This is a genomic window from Jeotgalibacillus sp. JSM ZJ347 (genome assembly GCF_044383825.1).
GTDB lineage: Bacteria > Bacillota > Bacilli > Bacillales > Jeotgalibacillaceae > Jeotgalibacillus.
On record NZ_JBISEN010000002.1, the window covers coordinates 76,220 to 92,566 of the forward strand.

Sequence of the window (16,347 nt, forward strand, 5' to 3'; positions counted from 1 at the left end):
TATTGCTTTAGGGACGGAGTATTGAACATTCCGTCCCTAAGATTAATATTCATCTTTGTTTTCCGCTGCCAAACTAGCCTTACCAGGTGACAAATCCTCATAATCCACCGACTTATTCAACCGCTCCCTAAAATAATCATTCAACTCCGGATCCGTACAATAAACAAAACAACCCTTCTGCCCCCGAGTCATCAGCGTCCTGTACGTGTTACGAATAATCTGATCAGCCAAAGCCTGAGCCTTCTCCGGATCTTCTTTAGCCATCGTCTTAATCCCTTTTAATGACTGATCCGTCTTTGCACGCTTTGTAAAATCAGTGATTACTTCGCCATCTTTAAAACTGATATCCGGACCTATAATTACGCCAACATAATCAAACTCAAGACCTTGTGAAGTATGAATACAACCAGCTTCTGCTACAGAATCCTGTTCAATTGCCCAGATACTATCTGAGAGGTTCCAACTGATTTTGAAGTTGTGTTCAGGGATTTCAATGTCTTTGTGAAGGGTATTGTTACGTCCGTTTTTCGGCCATTCCCAGCAGTAGCCTGCGAGCATGCGTGATTTGTTATTCTTTTTATTTAGTTCCTCTATATCAGCCAGCATTTGATTTGGGTCGTCATAAACTCTGAAGTCATAGTCAACGCCACGATCATTTGCATTTGCGATGTCACGAATTTGCAGGACATCATCGAGCCAAGCGATATAGGCATCTGATCCGTCGCAGCGGAATTGCGAGGTGAGTTTACCTTCGATCAATTCAGCGTTCATGTCTGCAGTAAATTGTTTGATCAGATCAATACTGCCGATATCTTTTAATGTTACTTTCTGATTTTCATCGATGAAAAAGATCGTAAATTTAGATGCATGAATGGCTTCTTTCACTTGGTTCTCTCCAAGGTTAGCGAACAGACCGGATTTCTCGTTCAACCGGTGAGCTTCATCAATAATCAGGACATCAAATTCATCTTTTTCAGACTCAGTAAAGCTGCCGGAGCCTTTGAAGAGATTATCAATTTGTGTTTTCTTCATCGTGCCTTTGAGCTTCGAGGCGTAGACGTTCCGTGGTGCGGAGTTTTTGGATACATACAGTGCAGTCAGTTCTTCGTTAATCAGGTTCACGAGCAGATTGACAGCCATCACCGACTTACCTGTCCCTGGACCGCCTTCGATCACCATCACACGCTTCTGACCAGTTTGAATGCTATCCAACGCAAGACTAAGAGCTTCCTCATAAAATACTTTCTGTTCATCAATTAATACAAATTCCTGATTACTTTTCAGCATTTTAGCTAGTGAGTCCTGAAGAGATTTTGAAGGGCGTATCTTACCATGCTCAATTTGATAAATCAGTCCATTGCGATCACCAAAACGAACATACTTTTTAATAAAGTCGCGCAGCTTTTGAATCTCACCTTTTGTAAAAACAGGTGCTTTCGCAATATGGTCTGCATAGTGTGGATCAGTTAACGGATCACTTTCAGTCTGCCTGTAGTTATGTAAATATGCGCAAGGGTTCAGCAGAATATGCTGGTCCTGGACGTTCTGATTAAAATCTTCAATCAGCGCTGCGTATGACCATGCCTGATAGGAAGGGTGAGTAACAGTCCGTTTGCCACCACCAAGGTAGGTAGAAACCAGCGCATCTTTACCCGTAACCTTTTCAACCTCAGACCACTGCTTCAGTTCCACAACCACCACATGATCCTGTTTTCCATCATGACCTGCGATAAGAAAGTCAACACGCTTAGAAGTGTTTGGAATCTTAAACTCAATGGCTACCGCCGTATCATCTGGAATGTCGTCATCCTGCATCACATTCGACATTCTATGGAGAGAGTTTTCCCAGGAATTGATTTCGCTTTTTGATGTACGGCCGATTTTCTGTTGGTAGGATTCATATAGGCGTTCGACGAGGAGTTCGTTTGTTACGTCGGATATGAATTCGGTTTTGCTGGCTTCGTATATGATCAAGGGATATCACCTCTTTAAAGTAGTATTTCACCCAGAAATATGTAATTTTAATTCTACTATATAGTATAATAGTCTGTAACTCAATTGAACGGAGAGATTATATGGGGCAATCAAATTCTGAAAAGTCAGAGGTGTCGTATTTTGTGGTCATCGGAATAACGACAGTCGCTTCTATTATCGCAGTTGTCTTTATTTTGCATGGTTTTCCAGAAAGGTCTGCTGACTTCTATCAAGGTACTCCTCACAGCATCAGCGAATCAGAAATTGATGAGAAGGAGCTTACAGTACAATTAGTAAGATTTGAAGAGAAGAAAGAGGAGAACGAGACAGTTACAAAAGAAGTTAAAATTACCCCTCCATCAGAACCGGAAAATAAGCTCTCAGAAAATCAGAGAGTTTTTGATTACTATATGAATCGTCTAGATGAAACAGCTTTACAACAAGAAGCAATTGCAGAAAGCTGGGCAAGTGGTAATGACCATCAGGTTAGGGAAGGTGTGTATGCTGAATTGCAAGTCTGGGATAGCCTGTTAAATGAAATCTATGGGGTTTTAAAAAATATACTTTCAGAAGAGGAATTTTTAGTTCTTAGAGATTCCCAGCGTTCCTGGATAGAAGAGCGAGATCTAGCAGCTGCAGCGGCTGCTTCAGAGTTCGCAGGCGGTAGTTGGGAGGATATTATGTATTATTCAGAAAGCTTGAATTATACGAGGGAGCGATGTTATTGGTTTGTGATGACTTATTTGTAGAATGATGTTTCAATGGTATGAATCAACAATTAAAAGGACACAGCATGAATTATATTCCCGACTAAAAGGGCTTGGACGCTTTGACAAACTCTTAAGTGCAATTTTTAATAAAATAGTAGATATATGGTTTTTAATATATTGAAACATTTATTGAGAAAGTGGGGATCTAATGGGTAAAAATAGTACATCTAAAAATACATTTTTTTTATTTCAATACCTTGAGCGCGAAGGTCTTGAATATATTGATAAACGAGACAAAAAAGGCGTCTTATGGATACTGGGTGATTCATCTTTGGAAAATCAACTCTCTGCCCTTAAAGAACACAAATTATATTTTTGTTTTTCAGAGAAAGGGTCTCGGTCTACAGGTGGTCGGCCAGCATGGTATTTAACAAATAAAGATGTTAATGAACAACCTAATGATTATAATGATCACATGTCCAACCTTAATTTCGAAGTCATAGAAGTCCTGAAAGTTCTTTCTGAAGGAAGTAAAGACTGGAAGAAGGAACTGACTTTAATCAGCTGGAATGAGGGAGAGCCGAAGTATGATATTCGCTCCTGGTCTCCTGATCATGAAAAGATGGGTAAGGGTGTGACTTTTACCTTGTCTGAGTTACAGGAACTGAAGAATGTGTTAAATGATATGCCTGAACTTGATTAAAAAAGGAGCTGCTTCAGCTCCTTTTTTAATGTCTTATTTCTTTTTGACTTTCATCTTTGCAAACCAGGTAGGTTCATAATTTGTGACGCTGTGTCCATTTTCTCTGAACCTGAAGATGATATTCTGAGCAGCGAATTCTTCAATCACTGAATCAAGCTCATGGCCTCCGACAAGCCAGATCGTCTCTGTTAGGGAGCGGTGGTCAATCACTTTATAGCCGGCTTCTTTTAGATCCTTGAGCAGCTCCTCTGGATCTCGGTTTTCTTCCATGACACCTTCCTCTGACAGCTCAGTAACATGATCATCTTCTACTGTGACTGCAACTTCTTCATCATCTTCATCTTCCGAAACTTCTTTAAAGTCAGTCAGGTCTTCATCATCATCAAAATCAGAGAAATCATCTTCATCATCTTCAAAATCCTCCAGGTCGAGATAATCTGAATCTGAGAAGTCATGATTATTGTCTTCCGTCACCTCTGATACGAGCTCTTCTGAATCATCTGTGGCTACCTGCTGACCCCACTCTGCAAAAGGATAAATCTCCATGTCCTCAAGTCTATTCCAGAGGCTTTCCAGTGCTTTTTCAGGGTCATGGTAGAATGTACTGCCCAAAACCCTCCAGAAGTGCCAGCCTGCTCGCTGGAGTACTCTCTCCCGCAAGAAATCCCGCTCCTGGTCTTCCGGTGAGGTATGCCAGTAATCACCATCACATTCAACGACAAGTCTTGACTTCTCTCCCTGAACGACCAGATCAAGTCTGTAGCCTGCCACTTCAAATTGAGGAATGACCTGATAGCCGCGTGCTGTAATGCGGTCAAATACCTGTCTTTCGAATTCACTTTCACATTTTTCACGGTTAGATTCTGTTTCTTCTTTAAGCGGATTAGCAAAGTAAGAAAGCAGCTGGTAACGCATGCAGTCCCGGTTGCTGATATCATTTACAGTCAGGGAGTGCACCAGCCACAGCTGATCTTTTGCACGGCTTGCTGCAACGTTAAAACGCTGGCGGGCCTTCATATCTGTCAGAGCAGTCAAGCGTGTTTGACCTGTCGCCGACGCTACCATGGATAAGAAAATTACATCGCGCTCATCTCCCTGGAAGTCATAGGCATCCCCTGAGATAATTTTTCTATCTTCCATTACCTCAGCACCGAGTGTTTCAATTAACTTATTTTGAATAAGCTTAGCCTGATTATTACCAAGTAAAGAAATCACTCCGAATGTCTTTCCATCATAAGCAGGATCATTCACACAGCCCGCAATTGTTTCTACAATCGCGTTAGCTTCCTCTTCGTTATAGGCAGTACTTGAACTGCCATATCTGACGCCATGCGGCAAATAGATCGACTGTAAAGGTTTTAAACGGTCGGCCTGGTACTGCCTTAAAGGAATCAACGGTTTGTTTTGATACGAGATCTGATTTGAAAAGCCGATAATCTCAGGCATACATCTGAAGTGCTCTCTAAGCGTAATCGTGTCTTTGAACATGATATATGCAATATCAAAAAACGATGCTTTCCGGTCCAGGTCCTTTCCAAATGCAAAATCAATATCAGTGAAATGTTTTCTGTTCAGGCGCTCAATATCTTCATCTAACACCCCGATAATATCAGGACTGATCTGCTGATTATCACCAACAATAATCATTTTTTTGGCCAGGTATTTTAAAAGTAATGCATCATGCCAGGACTGACTGGCCTCATCTATAATGACTACGTCAAAAAGGTTTGGTTTTACTTCAAAGTTATCGAACACCTGATATAAAGGCATAATCCATGCAGGGATAGCATCAATACACTGTTCCATATGTTCCTGTGCAATTCTTCTGTGCTTGACTGCATTTTTTCCTGTGCCTTTACCGATCTTTCTAACCTGTTGTGCCCATGCTTTAAGGTGCTTACTTTGCTGGTCAGTCATATTTTCGATCATATGTGACCAGGCTTTTGTTTCCCCGGTGTTCGTTAACAGGTTTTTAATACCCTGTTCAATCTGATCATATTTTTCTGACAGTACATGCTCACTTCTGTTAGAAAACTCTTTCACCCAGTGGTTGGCTTTTTTCCATTCGAAAGCTTTATTCCAAATTTGAAGACGCTTTTCCCACATTGTTAGGTCAGCGTTCTGCTCCAATTCTTTTCTAAGTGCAGGGGACAATCTATCCAGCTTTTTCAGCAGGTCACTCAGCACGGCATCCCGCTCAACAATTTCCTGGTAGTGTACATACTCTTTTATTAATTGACTGACGCCGTTATGATTTCTGGTTTCAACGGAATTGATCAGCTGCTCATACACAGGATGAACATTAAGCTGGTTTGAAACAGCATCACGAATTAATCTGATCATATGCTGAATTTGTTCAGAAGCTTTTTCTGTTTCAGTTTTGGTCTGAATCCGCCTAATGTCATGTCTTAATTGAATTGCCCGGTTATAGGATAGTTCATCTTTTCTGATAGAAGTATCCAACTTGAAAAATTCCTCTCTCAACTCTTCTAATTCAAGCACTTGATCAATCTGCTTGATAAGATGGTTTAACTCAGTCACATAGGTAACTGAATGATCCTGAAGGTGGCTGTCGAAATGCGGGCTCAATAACTCCTTAACTTTCTCTTTTGCGTATAATACTCTTGCTGCACTTACAAGAAACTGCAGTTCTGTATCAGTTTTAATCGGTTTACCGTTATAGCTGACTTCTTTTAATTGAGTTTTATAATCACGTACAATTTTAGGTTTAATGAGAAAGCCTTCAATTGAGCCGCCTGAACTTACATGTTCATGTAAGTCTTCACTCATTTTGTATAGGACAGCAGTGCTGAGACTTCCTTTGCCCAATAGAGACACATCTGCCAGTTCTTTATTATCTAAAATGAGCTGATAATATTCTTTTGCTTTTTTATTAACTTCAACCCAAATATATCCTCTATTTTTAAATATATCTTCAGCAATAATTTGAAGATTAGGGAATGAATGATAAAGGATCGCACTATTCTTTGCTTCAAGTTCATCAACATGGTTTAAAATTCGTTCATGAGAATGCACCGGGATCTGTTCGCTGATAGCCTCTAACGAAGCAGATTGATCTTCAGAGAGTGATTTGTATTCTTCAGCATACTGTTTTTCTGATACGATCATTTTAAGTAAAGTCTTGCTATCAAACTCATCAGATAACCTTGGATAGATATAAGTTGAATAATCTTCAGGAATGGTAATATCCCGGTGGAACAGTTCCAGGTAAGATTTAATCAAGCTCTGCTCATCTGATGCATGTTCGTCCGGTGTATCATTTGTAACAAACGATGAATACCAATTGTATTCGCTTCTGTTTGTATAGACTTTTTCTGCTATTTGAGAAGCTGTACCGGAGTAAACTTTACTAAAGTTGTGCTTATAGGTTTCTTTCTCTCTTAGCTCAAATAGTTCAGTTTTTGTTTTGGCTAATTGTGATCGCAATTCCTTCAACTCATCTTTACTGTTAGCGATCACTTTCTTATTCTCGGAAAGGTTCATATTTTCTTTGTTATAAGAAATCGTATCTACTACTTTTTCCAAGTCTTTCATTGAAGCAGAATCTCCGCCCAGCAGGCTGACCGTCAGATTCTGAAGTCCTGCCGGCAGTTTTGCTTTCAGTACATCCAAAGCTTTAGCAGTCTGACTGGTGATTAGAATTCTTTCACCGGAAGCCAAAAAGTGAGAAATTAAATTCGCAATTGTATGTGTCTTCCCGGTTCCAGGAGGACCTTGAACAAGCACGCTGTTACGGTGTGAAAGTGTTGAAATAATTCTATTTTGTTCCTCATTTGAAGCGAGTGGAAAGTAAAATTCCTGTTGTTCACGGAATGGCTGGTCACCTTCGGAATCTGCTTCATTTATCACTTCGTTATTTACCATGTTCGCAATATTTTGCGGGATCTGGTCTTCTTCAAGTTCAGTAATTTGTTCGATTGCCGTTTCACAGGCGGAAAGGAAATTCTTCTGACCCTTCTTTCTTAAAACAAATGCAGGAGACAGTGAAACAATTGGGTTTTCACCTTCAATTCTCGGAACTTTATAAGTCTGTTGATAAGACCCCTGTGAATCTAATCCATGAGCAATCATAGAAAGAGCAGAGTCAAAACAATCTTCTACCTGATCAATAGATTCAAGCTGTTCAATCTGCTTTTGCACATCCTGAAGGTCCTTACGCGATAACTGATCTTCGACCTCGAGCATATCTTCTTCATACGTGAATTGAAGCCCTTTACTTGAAGGCATAATCGTGAAAATACCTGATTCCTTATTAAATGTCAGTTCTGTCTCAGAAGAAAGCACATGGCGTTTTACCAGCTTTCCTTTTTTGGTTTTCCATTGCAGAAGCCCAGCTGAAATGACAAGTTCTAATGTCTCAGAATTATTCTTCAGCTGTTGATACAAGTCAAAAAGGTGGTCATAGGTTTCCTGTATCTTTTTTCTGCGAAGTCCTTCTGTTTTGTATGTTTCCCACTCGTTAGCTGTAAATTGATTCACTTTTTCATTTATCTCTGGAAGGTCACTGAGATTTGTAACTTTTGTTTCTACTTCACCTTCATCGTTTATCACTTCTTTTGTCACTGAATCCCGCACTTTTATTGTGTAATTATCGTGATCAAGTGTGACCCACTTCTCCAGGCCTTCAGGGACATGTAACTTCGCTAACCGTTGTGGCCGTTTAACATACAGCCAGTCTTCGACTTTTGATGTGAAAACACTTTTACATTCAGGTTCATTCGGTAAATCCGTAATAAACATCACTTCTTCATACTGATCAAGTGTCGCAATTGGCTTAAATCGTAATTTAGATAAATCACTTATATATTCAAACAAACGCTTCGTTTTTTGATTTACTGATACATTTTCCATTTTTATCACCCAGATATCTAATAGTTGTCCTATAGTATAACATTGATGAATGGTTTATAAGGAGTAATAGGGAAATATATACTTTAGGATATTTTAATAGTATAAAATTCCCTGCTATCCATTGCAATTCAACCTTTTGTTTTTGATAATAATATTTAAGCAAAGGTGGGAATGGTTATGAATAAAAAGGAAAGAATATTGGGATTAATTGATACTGAAATCAATCAATTAATTGAAGAATATGAAAAAAATGAAAGAGTGTTACTAAATAAAATACGGTCGTTGGAAGGCAAAGTTGATTCATATGAAAAGCAGATGGACAAATATAAAAATCAGTCTATAGTCTCTGAAAGACAGATTGGCTGGTTATTCAATGGGGTGAATGAAGAGTTAATAGATCAGCTTTGTTACCCTAAAAGTAGAGAAGAAGAAGACCTGTTCCTTTCTGTATGCAATTATCTGCTTAAAAATGAAGATATTCCTTTAATCGTCACAATGCTAAAGCGGGTACAATCTAAACCTGAAGAGTTTTTAAATAGAAAGAATGCAGAGTTCAATGATGAGTTTGTTAAGTTTTTAAGATCTTCATTAAAACAGTGTTCTATGGAAGATAGTGAAGAATTTGATCGTTTGTTAACTGAAATTTTGATTTTCTTCAGATGTATGTATAAGAGTGAACTGAGCGGTCAAATCAAAAGGATGCTGGCAGCAAATGCAGATTGGTTATTTGACCATATACTCATACTTAATGAGCCAGAAATACTTGCACATTACTTAAGAGTGTTACAGCATTTTTCATTATTTGAAATTCTGGAAGTATCCATGGAACATATTGCTGAAGTTGAGTGGGATTACATAAAGTATTCTCTATCGCCAAAGCAATTTTCATTCTTTTTATGGTATAGCTATATGAACGAAAAAGATGAAAAGTTAATGAGGAAATCCGGAAATCAAATAAATTATAATTTACCAGAAGTAAATTTGTATTTATATATTTACAAGCATAATACCTATCATAAAAAAGATCTTGAGCAAAAGGTAGAACAGTTTAAAGAGGGACTTGTTTTTACAGATCATGAATCAATGTGGATTCTTCGTAAGGTCAATGCTATTAAAACATTAAATGACCTTGTTCCCCACAATAAGAGTAAAGCGATGAACCCTATTTACCTACTCCCCGGTGAATGGGATGAGCGTCTTACAGAATACTATGGGTTTAAAACCAAAATTGTAAACTTGCCACTGTACAGGAGCAGCATATCAGAAACACCAGATAAGTTTATAGAAAAAGAAGTCTATGTGGATGTCAGTTCGAAAGATGTATTAATGACCCAGAGTGATATCAAATATATAAAAAGCAAATATGGCATGGCACCTAAGGTTTCCACAACGGGATTTCGTCAATTTAGCTGGCCAAGCACTGAAGTTAAAGAAGAGAAAACTGAAGAGAATAAGGATCAGACCTTAAATGAACAAAGTGCACTACGTAAAACTGGCTATCATATTAGTGGGAAAATGAATAGACAGAAGAGATGGAGTATCTTAGAAAGAGCTGTTGTAGAGCTAGGGTTGCGTAGAGTGGCTTATACGATTGCTTACAATGTAAAAATGCGTAAAGGACAAAAAAATGGCGAAGTTAAGTATTCATATGCGATAGGAGAATGGGAATATGATCTCGCCAAATTAAAGAATCACTATTATAACCACAGCTTTGAATGGCCGACAACATAAATAAAACTAATTAATAATAGGGCCCTATAGTAGAATTATGGGCTACACAAGGGTCCTTTTTTACTTTATAGCCCAAGGAGATAAAATAAACGACCCTGTGTCAGATACAACTTCCACCCAATTTTAAGTTGACAAAATGGATAAAGTTGAATTTAACACAGGGTCACTAAATCTATGCTTTGCTTCGGTCATCCAAAAAATCTAAACAAATATCTGTCTCCTGATTACTATCGGCTCCCAAAACCATTTCATGGTAAACAATATTACTATTAGTTACTTCTTGTGTTAAATGATGGCCAGAAATGATACCGGGAAAAATATGCCCAATATGATATGGATTATAAATCAGTCCATAGGCTAAAATCTGTAATCGATCTGATCTAACAAAAGATGGATTAATTTCTTTTCTCTTGAAACGCTTATATTTTGCATCTAACACCGCAACAACTTTATCATTTTTCTGTGCGCATATAATAATATCCGGTTTTACCTCACCTTGAATATAAAGTGAGTTTTCGTTGTCCGGTTGGTTTAATACTTTTATGTCATCATTAAATTTTTTCAAGTAATATTTATTTTAAAAGATTGACCCTGTGTCAAACACAATTCTCACACAATTAATATATCTTATATAAAACCAGCAAATATCAATTGTGTGAGAAATTTTGATACAGAGCAAAGTTATCAAAATCACTATTTATCCTCTACTCATTAAGTCTCTACCTGCAATTCCCTACCCAATAAAATCCACCCCCACTTCCAAAATCCAAACACCACCCCTATAATAAAACCAACAAACTCCCGGGGTGAATCCATGAAAAAGCTCATGCTACCACTAATCATTATTTTTCTATCCGCCTGCGGCCTACCCGATGGCGAAGTAAATACACCATCCAACGACCAGGCTGTGCTTGAATTCTATACGCCAAAAGTAGAAACGGAACCGCTTTTTGATGAGCTTATTCAGGAGTTTGAGGCGGACAATCCTGGCGTTGATATCCGGCAGGTGGTTGTGCCGGGTGGGATGACGGTGCTGAAGACGCGGATGGCGCGGGGGGATGTGCCTGATTTGTTTGTGACGTATCCGATTGAACAGGATTATGTGATTCGTGCGGAGAAGGGGTATTTGATGGATGTGACGAATGAGTCGTTTGTGTCGCGTGTGGAGCCTTCGATTCAGGAGCGGTATCTCGTTGATGACCGGATGTATGGGATCGCGCTGACGCAGAATGCGGTTGGTGTGCTGTATAATAAGGGTCATTTTGAGAAGCTGGGTCTCTCTGTGCCGAAGACATGGGATGAGTGGCTTGAAACGATGGAGACGTTGAAGGCTTCAGGGCACACGCCGCTCATTATGCCAAATGGGGATGTGGAGCAGTCGGGGATATTTACGATGAATTTTGTGGCGAATGAGTTTTCTGAGGATTACTGGCAGGCTGACTCGTATGAGATTGAAGGAAATGAAGAATGGCAGGCGCTGTCTGAGAAGATTTTATCTGTGCTGCCATATGCGCAGGAAACAGCATCCGAGGATAGCTATACGCAGGCAGGCGGACGGTTTGCGCGAGAGGAAGGCTCGATGTATGTGATGGGTACCTGGGCGCTGCCGCTCATTGAGAGTATTAATCCTTCACTTGATTACGGAATCTTTCCTTTTCCGGCGGATGAGCTTGAGGAGAACCCGGTGTTAGGCGGCGTGGATATTGGGATTGCGATTTCTTCTTCAACTGCACATCCTGAAGTCGCTAAAGCGTTTCTTTCCTTTTTGACTGAGGAGGAGCAGGCTTCACGTATCTCCAATTTTGAAGGCTCGATCAGTACGATTCAGGGCGTTGAGCTGAGTCATCCGGCAACGACTGAGCTGCAGGAGCAGATTCAGGCGGGACAGGCTGTGAACTGGCCGAATCATTACTGGGACGGCGGGACGGCTGCTGAGACGGATTACCGCGCGCAGACGTTTCAGTTTTTAGCAGATCAGGATATTGAGGGTTATTTAGCGGATCTTGAAGAGATGTTTGAGCAGTATCAGCGTGAGGCGGGTGAGCGGCCATGAGCTTCCGGAGTAAGATGCTGCTTGCGTTTTTAGGATTTGTGCTTGTGCCGATTGCCGTGCTCGGCGGCGTATCCTATTACTTTTCATCGTCTGCGCTGCAGTCTAATATCAGTGATCAGACGGTACAGACGCTGAGGGCGGTTGATAGAAATCTGATGAAAGCGGTTTCTGAGGTAAACACCTTTTCAGACTTTATTATTTCATCGTCTGAGGTCCAGTCATTTATCGAAACGAATGCATCAGCGTCACTTGTTGATCTGTATGAGGATGAACAGTCGATCGCCGGGCTCATGTATGGAAATGCCCAGGTGGATGACTTTGTCGTCTACAGCAGTGACGGAGATGTGCTGAACTTAAGAGAGGCTACAGTGCCATCTTACGCTGCATTCAGCCGCTCCGCTTTTAGAGAAGAGATGGCAGCAAGTCAGGGGCGGCCTGTCTGGATGACGCCTGCCATGAACCGTGGTTGGTCCACTGGTGTTGAGCCATTGCTTACACAGGGCCGGGTCATCAAGGACGTCAATACGCTTGAGGATCTAGGCTATTTTGTCATCAACATTAAAATCCGCCTGTTTGATGAGCTGTTCGAGCAGTTCGTCCGGAATCCGTCTGAGGAGTATATCATCAATCAGCGTGGCGATATTTTATATGCGCTGGACCATAAACGGATCGGGGAGAGGCTTGATCTTGATGAGCTTGGATCACTTGAACAGAATACAACCGGTTATTTTCTGAGTGAGTGGAATGATGAGCGGAGTCTGCTTACATATATTCCTTCAGCATTTACGACGCTGAATAATGATTCCCTCATGATGGTCTCCATCCAGCCGTGGAGTGCGCTTGCAGGAGAAGTGATCTGGATCAGGAATGCCACAATCGGGCTGCTTGTCGGGGCGATTCTGTTGGCGCTTTTATTTAACTGGCTGTATCTTGGCCGCGTGTCCCGCTTTATTCATGAATCACTGAGCAGTATGAAGCAGGTGGAGCAGGGCTCGCTTGATGTGGAGATGAAGACGTTCAGGCTGCCTGAACTCAGAAACATTTCAAACGGCTTTAACAGTATGATCGCGAGAATCCGCAGTCTGATTGATGACGTGAAAGTCGAGCAGGAGTATAAGCGTGAGGCGCAGTTCAGAGTGCTGCAGGAGCAGATTAATCCTCATTTTTTATATAATACGCTGGAATCGATTAACGCACTGGCTGCGATGAATGGGCAGCGGGAGATCAGTAGGATGACGATTAACCTTGGGAAGCTGCTCCGGATCAGTATAAACGGAGGGTTTGAGGTAACGGTGAAGGATGAGATCCGCCATGTGATCAGTTACCTGGAGATCCAGAAGATCCGCTATGACCATGCGTTTACGTTTGATGTGGAAGTGGAGGAAGCGCTGCAGTCTGCGCCTGTGCTGAAGCTCATTTTACAGCCGCTCGTTGAAAACAGTATTAAGTATGCTTTTACTCAGGGGAAAGAAGGCAGTATTTCTATCAGGGGCTGGCAGGACGGTGAGCAGGGCTATCTGCTTGTGACAGATAATGGCCGCGGGTTAACTGAGGACGTGCTCAAAACCTGGGTCGAAGCAGAACATGAAGATGGAGGGCACGGACTGAAAAATGTCCATAAGCGCCTGGAGCTGTATTATGGAAAGCCGTATGGAATGATGGTGTGTTCTGGTGACGGAGCCGGGACAGCGATCAGAATTACGTTTCCAATCAGGGGAGGTGAGCACCATGATTCACGTGATGATCGCGGATGATGAGCCGCTGATTCTAAAGAATTTACAGGGGATTATTGACTGGGAGTCGCTTGGCTGTCAGGTGGTCGCGACTGCGGGAAATGGACTGGATGCATTAGAGATTTTGCGCAGTAAACGGATTGACCTTTTGCTGACAGATATTTCAATGCCCGGCATGACAGGGGTTGAGGTGCTGAAGGAGATCTATACGTGGGAGGACCGCCCGCTTGCGATTTTGCTGAGCGGCTATGATGAGTTCACGTATGCGAGAGAGGGACTGAAGTACAGTGCGCTTGATTATTTTCTGAAGCCGATAGATTATGAGGAGCTTGAGACGTGTATTGAGGGTGCGGTGAAGACGATTCATCAGCATCGAAGAGAAGCATACGATCGCGAGCGCCAGCGGATTTATGATCAGGTCGTGACTGGCGCGGAGTCGGCTTTTGAGAGTGACTTTTACGCAGCGCTGATGATCCGCCATGGTGAGGGTAAGGTGGATCAGTGGTTGCAGCAGCTGCCACATCAATTATACGTATACGTACTGGATTCAAATCTGACGCTTGCTCTCATAAAAGGAACTGAGCGTGAAGCCGTTGAACAGGTAGCACATCAGCTTGCCTCAGATGGCTCACAGCATTTTAAAGAAACAAGGTGGATCGTCGCAGACGCTGAAACCGGACCCGGTGCTGCGAGAAAAGCTGCAGATGAAGCAAAGCGCCTCTTAAAATACACGTCACTTACTGATGCACCAGTCATCACAGCAGCCCTTGTCACTGACACCTACGCAGCAAAAGAAAATGCATTTGAAACAATTGATAAAGCAACAGCTTATGTCAAAGAGCATTTCAAAGAGGATTTAAGCATTGAAGAAGTCGCTGAGCATGCGGGGATCAGCGTGAGCTATTTCAGCCAGCTGTTCAAGCAGAAGCATCAGATTACCTTCCTTGAATACGTAAGAGCGGAGCGGATTGAGCATGCCTGCATGCTGCTTAAAACGTCAACGCTTGAGACGTACCGCATCGCTGAGATCGTCGGCTATACAGACCAGCGTTATTTCAGTCAGGTGTTCAGAAAACATATGAATATGACACCGAGTCAATACCGGAAAGCGCATTCCGGCTAAGCAGCTGCCACATTTGGCGGCTGTTTTTTTCGTGTGGAAGAATTTCAACATGGATCAGAGAAATGCCGCATATTAAAAGCGCTTTCATTTTTCTATGATGAATACATGGAAGCGCTTTAACACATATGAGGAGGAATGAACGAATGAAAAAGACATCTGCAGGACTGGCATCTGTATTACTGATCGGCGCACTGGCGGGCTGTGGTTCAAGCGATAGTTCAGGAGGAGACAATGGGGAAGTAAAACTGTCACTCTGGCATCCTGAAGGCGACAGCACAGAAACATATAAAGAAATCATCGAAAACTTCAATGAAGAATACGACGGTGAAATCGAAGCAGAGATCACATTTATCCCGCGTGGTAATAAATACGCTTACGAAGATAAAGTCTCTGCAGGTGCAACGAGCAGCACGCTCCCTGACCTGCTGGCATTGGACGGGCCGAACGTTGCCAACTATGCAGAGTCGGGCATCATTCAGCCAATTGATGGACTTGTTGAAAATCAGGATGACTTCGTTGACTCGATTATCAGTCAGGGAACTTACAATGATGAGCTTTATACAGTCGGTGCAACAGAATCGACAGTGGCACTTTTTTATAACGTTGAGATGTTAAAGGAAGCAGGCTTTGAGCCACCGAAAGCTGGAGAGGAAGCATGGACGTGGGATGAGTTTTATGAGGCTGCAAAAGCACTGACTGATAAGGAAAACGGCGTGTACGGTGCGAACTGGACGCTTGATTACGGCGAGTGGATCATCTACTTCACAGGACCTGCTGTTTGGAGTAACGGCGGAAGCTTTATCGCTGAAGACGGCTCTACTGCTGAAGGCTATGTCAATGGACCTGAGACAGTTGAGGCGATTGAATATCTGCAGAAGTTTACAGATGAAGGGCTTGTGAATCTCCAGCCGACACCGACAGAATTTGAAGATGGCAATGCAGCGATGATGCTGATGGGTTCATGGGAATGGACGAAGCTTCAGGACTATCCTGAAACAGAGTGGGGCATCACGTATTACCCGAAAAGCGCTGACGGTGAGCAGGTTTCTCCATCAGGTGACTGGAACTGGGGTATCTCAACAAACACTGAGCACAAGGAAGAAGCAGCAACACTGCTGAACTATATCGTCAATGAAGAAAACGTCGTGAAGGTTGCAGAGGGTGAAAACAAGCCTGCAGCAAGAATGTCGTCGTTTGAACAGATGGAAGAGTGGGACCAGGAGCCGCTGAACGTCCTGAAGGATCAGGTGTTGAACACAGCGCATCCACGTCCAACAACACCTTCATACCCTGTCCTGTCTACTAAATACGGTCAGGCTGTACAGAACATTTTCCTTGGGGGAGATGTGCAGGAGGAGCTTGATAAAGTCGCAAATGATGTTGAACAGGATCTGAGTCGATAAGCAATCAATCACGGAAAGCAGCGGTGTCTGAATCTCAGGCTCCGC

General features: G+C 42.0%; 10 protein-coding genes. 7 read left to right on the forward strand and 3 right to left on the reverse strand.

The window, feature by feature from the left end:
• Positions 1-42 precede the first annotated feature (42 nt).
• The gene (locus ACH6CZ_RS06325; protein WP_374096586.1) at positions 43-1,974 is read right to left on the reverse strand and encodes a DNA/RNA helicase domain-containing protein; all 1,932 of its coding nucleotides are present in this window, start codon (positions 1,972-1,974) and stop codon (positions 43-45) included.
• Between the two features lie 101 nt (positions 1,975-2,075).
• Between ACH6CZ_RS06325 and ACH6CZ_RS06330 the strand changes: the two genes are divergently transcribed.
• Entirely contained in the window at positions 2,076-2,723 is a 648-nt protein-coding gene (locus ACH6CZ_RS06330) for a lysozyme inhibitor LprI family protein (RefSeq protein WP_374096587.1), read from the forward strand.
• Positions 2,724-2,892: 169 nt separating this feature from the next.
• The gene (locus ACH6CZ_RS06335) at positions 2,893-3,387 is read left to right on the forward strand and encodes a YdbC family protein (RefSeq protein WP_374096588.1); all 495 of its coding nucleotides are present in this window, start codon (positions 2,893-2,895) and stop codon (positions 3,385-3,387) included.
• A 33-nt stretch (positions 3,388-3,420) separates the two neighbouring features.
• On the opposite strand, the gene ACH6CZ_RS06340 is transcribed toward ACH6CZ_RS06335, so the two are convergent.
• Positions 3,421-8,259, reverse strand: coding sequence for an AAA domain-containing protein (locus ACH6CZ_RS06340; RefSeq protein WP_374096589.1), 4,839 nt, complete (start codon positions 8,257-8,259; stop codon positions 3,421-3,423).
• A gap of 177 nt (positions 8,260-8,436) precedes the next feature.
• Between ACH6CZ_RS06340 and ACH6CZ_RS06345 the strand changes: the two genes are divergently transcribed.
• Positions 8,437-9,990 carry a hypothetical protein gene (locus tag ACH6CZ_RS06345; protein ID WP_374096590.1) on the forward strand — a complete coding sequence of 518 codons (1,554 nt, stop codon included), beginning with the start codon at positions 8,437-8,439 and terminating at the stop codon, positions 9,988-9,990.
• A 172-nt stretch (positions 9,991-10,162) separates the two neighbouring features.
• Here ACH6CZ_RS06345 and ACH6CZ_RS06350 read toward each other — a convergent pair whose 3' ends face one another.
• The gene (locus tag ACH6CZ_RS06350) at positions 10,163-10,555 is read right to left on the reverse strand and encodes a 5-methylcytosine restriction system specificity protein McrC (RefSeq protein WP_374096591.1); all 393 of its coding nucleotides are present in this window, start codon (positions 10,553-10,555) and stop codon (positions 10,163-10,165) included.
• Between the two features lie 249 nt (positions 10,556-10,804).
• Between ACH6CZ_RS06350 and ACH6CZ_RS06355 the strand changes: the two genes are divergently transcribed.
• From ACH6CZ_RS06355 to ACH6CZ_RS06370, 4 genes are all read left to right on the forward strand, one after another.
• Entirely contained in the window at positions 10,805-12,043 is a 1,239-nt protein-coding gene (locus tag ACH6CZ_RS06355) for an ABC transporter substrate-binding protein (RefSeq protein ID WP_374096592.1), read from the forward strand.
• Positions 12,040-13,797 (forward strand): cache domain-containing sensor histidine kinase, encoded by a 1,758-nt coding sequence (locus ACH6CZ_RS06360; protein ID WP_374096593.1) that lies wholly within the window; start codon positions 12,040-12,042, stop codon positions 13,795-13,797. Before ACH6CZ_RS06355 ends, ACH6CZ_RS06360 begins: the two co-directional genes overlap by 4 nt.
• Positions 13,772-14,899, forward strand: coding sequence for a response regulator transcription factor (locus tag ACH6CZ_RS06365; protein ID WP_374096594.1), 1,128 nt, complete (start codon positions 13,772-13,774; stop codon positions 14,897-14,899). The genes ACH6CZ_RS06360 and ACH6CZ_RS06365 overlap by 26 nt, the downstream gene beginning before the upstream one ends.
• 143 nt (positions 14,900-15,042) lie before the next feature.
• The gene (locus ACH6CZ_RS06370; RefSeq protein WP_374096595.1) at positions 15,043-16,302 is read left to right on the forward strand and encodes an ABC transporter substrate-binding protein; all 1,260 of its coding nucleotides are present in this window, start codon (positions 15,043-15,045) and stop codon (positions 16,300-16,302) included.
• The last annotated feature ends 45 nt before the right edge of the window (positions 16,303-16,347 follow it).